Source organism: Acinetobacter sp. P8-3-8 (genome assembly GCF_000214135.1).
Classification (GTDB): Bacteria; Pseudomonadota; Gammaproteobacteria; order Pseudomonadales; family Moraxellaceae; genus Acinetobacter.
In genome coordinates this window covers 1-2,980 of the sequence record NZ_AFIE01000110.1, presented here as the reverse complement: position 1 = coordinate 2,980, position 2,980 = coordinate 1, and the positions used below count along the sequence as shown (strand labels likewise).

Genomic DNA, 2,980 nt, shown 5'->3' with positions numbered 1-2,980 from the left:
TGAAGTGATGCTTTACCAGAGCTAGAATTGTAACCTAGCTCATACTTTAACCATTGGCATATCCGTAAATGTGCGATTGCCACCACATAATCAATATATTCCCCCTCTCCAGCTTCATAGGAACGTATATCGCCCTCTGATTTATTAATACTCGCGTTCAAAGCTTCATTAAACTTGGCTAGTGTCAACTCTTTACCATCTTCACTAAATGATAAAAGCAATGATTTTATATCATTACGTTTACCCATCCGTTTATCATTATAAACTTTAACGTTCTTACCACTAGTAGAAACAGAAAGCTCTACAGTGTGATGAGTATTTTCAATTCTTTCTTGAATCGTTTTCCAGGTGTCAAGCTGATGATAAATAGCTATATGCTGTTCATATATCAAAGGCGTAGTGATAATTTTGTTATTAAGTACACTTGTACTCAATAGATCTAAATTTGGAATCTCCTGCCAAAGAAGATAATCAATATGCTTGAAAGCAGAAAAACGACGTCGCCCAAACTCTTTGATAAATTGATGATCAGGAACAACATCTTTAAAATGTGCTTTTAGCCGCTTATAAAGTAAATCTTCCCGCTTAACTTTTTGATCTTGATCATCGTGTGTTTGCTGCCAAATACTAAGAGGCGATGTACACTGTAATGCATAATCTTGGTTACCATGAAGATGCTCTCGGATACGCAAATAACAAAGCATTGAGATTGCGTTAAAATATATTTGCTGTGTTTGCCATAATTCCACATCTCCTTGGCTATCATAACGGTAGAAATTGCCATATTTTTGAGATGAGAGAGTGTATGAGAAAACGTAGGCATGATTCTCTGAACCAGAGTAAATTGGCAACAGTCCACTGTCTAGATTCATTTCAAAAATTGCATCATGAATTGCAATAAGCCGTTCAGGATGAATACATCCTTGATCGAAAATTAATGATATACATAGACATTCAAATAATATGTTTACTAGGTTTTGCTGAGCTTCAACTGTAGATTGTAAACTTATATTTTGAGTCTTTTTATTAAGAGAATAGCTCCACTTTTCATAAAATTTTTCTTTAAAATCAGCAAGAATAGCTCCATAACACAACTTGTCCTCTGTTAAAATATTATCGCGGCGCGGTAATGTTGCTATTTTCCAATCTGGTAATTTAATATCGTAAATTTTTGCATGATCTGGATTTTTTTTTGCCACTCCTGATACTCTTGTTCACAAATAATTTTAAAGTGTTTAAAACACTCCTTGAGGTAAGAGCGGAAATATTTTTTGAGCTGGGAATGCTCACAAACTTTTATTAAAACTTGCTTATAGTTTGTAAATTTATCAGCAATTCGTTGATCAAGAAGTTTAAAATCAATCTCGACACCATTCACCTTTTTCTGAGTATATTTATGATCAATCAGCTCAGAAATTTGATTAAAAATTGCTTTTGTTTCTGTTTCAATCGCATTTTGTAATTGCTCTAGAATCTCTTGATTTAGTTCTTTATTAATCACGCGATTTTTCCTGGGTAAACAAGTCTAGCTCCAAAATTTCTAATTTTTCCAGTAACGCTTCAACCTGTTGTTGAATTTCTGTTTTGTAATGAAAAGGACTTAAGGATGAAGTATGGCCAAACCCCATGGCAATACCATCATGTGCATAAAGGGTATTATGAATATCACTGCTGAGTTCAAGATGGTTTTTGCTAAAATGCCTTGGCCAGTTTTTATAAATCTGAACTGTTTCTTTCAAGTAATGCGTCACAAAAGCTGCTGACATTGGTGCCAAAGTAAGATTGTCTGCTATTTCTATAAAGTCAACGCTATGCTTTTTGGAAGTCAGTTGAGGATGGATAAGAATACACAGCATGAATTCATTTTTTTTCCACTGCTCCTGCAGATATTTCATGCCTAATGCAGTAATTGTCTTATCTATATACTCTCTGTATGCATCGAAATGCTTTTGCCAATAACCTACTACAGGCACTAAACGACCTTCTTGTCGTGAACCAATTTTTTTGTCATGAATATAGATAAATTTTGATTTTGAATCATAATTTTTGATCAAACCTGGCATACCCATCGTGGGTCGTACCGTGAGGCAAATTAAAGACAGATGCCACATCCAAATGCTATAAGCATTTAATTTCTCAATCCGATTGGCTTCATCATTCGTTAAAGTAGTCTGTACATAAGCATAAAGATTTTTAAAAAATTGAGTTGCTGCTTTGATAGTCCAGCAACGCTGACTACCTATACGTTGTTCTCGGTCAAAGATATAACCCGGCTGCTGCTCTTTTATCCATAGATCACCTTTTTTTCGGTTTATTAAACAATCAATGTATCTTTTAAAATGTCTATTTATCTCTTCAATATTACGCCCTTCATAGGACCAATTAACCACATGATTCGTATCGTGATTTGCCATTAAGTGTGCTACGAGATCATCACCTGTCTGCATATTCAGATGGAAATATATTTGCTTTTCTAAAATTCCACATGAAATCTTGTCCAAATTATACGGTCTGAATAGCTGCCTTAAAAAAACGATTGTATTCAGGAACAGATAGTTCTTGAATAGCATTTTTTTTTAATTGAATAATCCAAGCACTAGGAATATGCCATTTATAAGTGGATGCTTTGTTATAGCGCTGTAATTTATCACTCATAATGCCCGAATGATTTACATTCAACTTTGGATCAATCACCCAATAATAAGATACTTCGATTACTTCTGTTTCTTCTGCTACTTTTGTTTTTTTATTCTTTTTACTTTTGTTTTTTCTAATATTTTCCTTTTTCAATCAAATTATTAATATCTTTAAAGATAGTAGGACTCAGACCAGTCAGCAGTGACATCATGCCACATAATGCCAAAGAAGATTGATCATAAAAGATTGTACTATTTTCTTTGAACATTTTATCCTGATAACAATCGTGCAATACGTTGTATACCTGATGTAATAAACTGGGTGCTAGATAAAGTGGATTACT

General features: G+C 33.8%; 3 protein-coding genes and 2 pseudogenes. All 5 read right to left on the bottom strand.

Annotation, left to right across the window (positions count from 1 at the left end; genetic code table 11):
• Window positions 1–1,199: pseudogene (locus GGG_RS0118640) on the bottom strand (integrase); the annotation flags it as partial.
• Entirely contained in the window at window positions 1,136–1,501 is a 366-nt protein-coding gene (locus tag GGG_RS21460) for a hypothetical protein (protein ID WP_010117823.1), read from the bottom strand. The pseudogene GGG_RS0118640 and the gene GGG_RS21460, both read right to left, overlap by 64 nt.
• Window positions 1,494–2,414: a hypothetical protein gene (locus GGG_RS21455; RefSeq protein ID WP_227500515.1), complete on the bottom strand. Its 921-nt coding sequence runs from the start codon at window positions 2,412–2,414 to the stop codon at window positions 1,494–1,496. The genes GGG_RS21460 and GGG_RS21455 overlap by 8 nt, the downstream gene beginning before the upstream one ends.
• 88 nt (window positions 2,415–2,502) lie before the next feature.
• Complete coding sequence (locus GGG_RS21450; protein WP_010117818.1) at window positions 2,503–2,790, bottom strand: hypothetical protein; 288 nt, start codon at window positions 2,788–2,790, stop codon at window positions 2,503–2,505.
• Window positions 2,771–2,980: pseudogene (locus tag GGG_RS21445) on the bottom strand (hypothetical protein); the annotation flags it as partial. The pseudogene GGG_RS21445 and the gene GGG_RS21450, both read right to left, overlap by 20 nt.